Raw genomic sequence first — 239 nt, forward strand, 5'->3', positions numbered from 1 at the left:
ATCGCGAGGCGCAGCTCAAGGAGGAGGTCGGGCGGCTCCAGGCGTTACTCCGACTCCGCGAACAGCAACTCTTCGGGCGCAAGACCGAAACGGCCTCGGCATCCACCGGGGTGACCCCCTCGGCCTCCCGTGCCGACACGCCGCCACGACCACGCGGCCAGCAGCGGGGCAAGCCGGGGCCGAGTCGCCGGGATCATTCTCATCTGCCGGCCGTCCCCGAGGATCATGTCCTTCCGTCC

Annotated in this window: 1 pseudogene; it reads left to right on the forward strand. The window is 70.3% G+C overall.

What is annotated here, in order from left to right:
• Window positions 1-239, forward strand: a pseudogene (locus tag ACYOEI_RS41595) (hypothetical protein); the annotation flags it as partial.

The sequence above is a fragment of the Singulisphaera rosea genome (assembly GCF_054877945.1).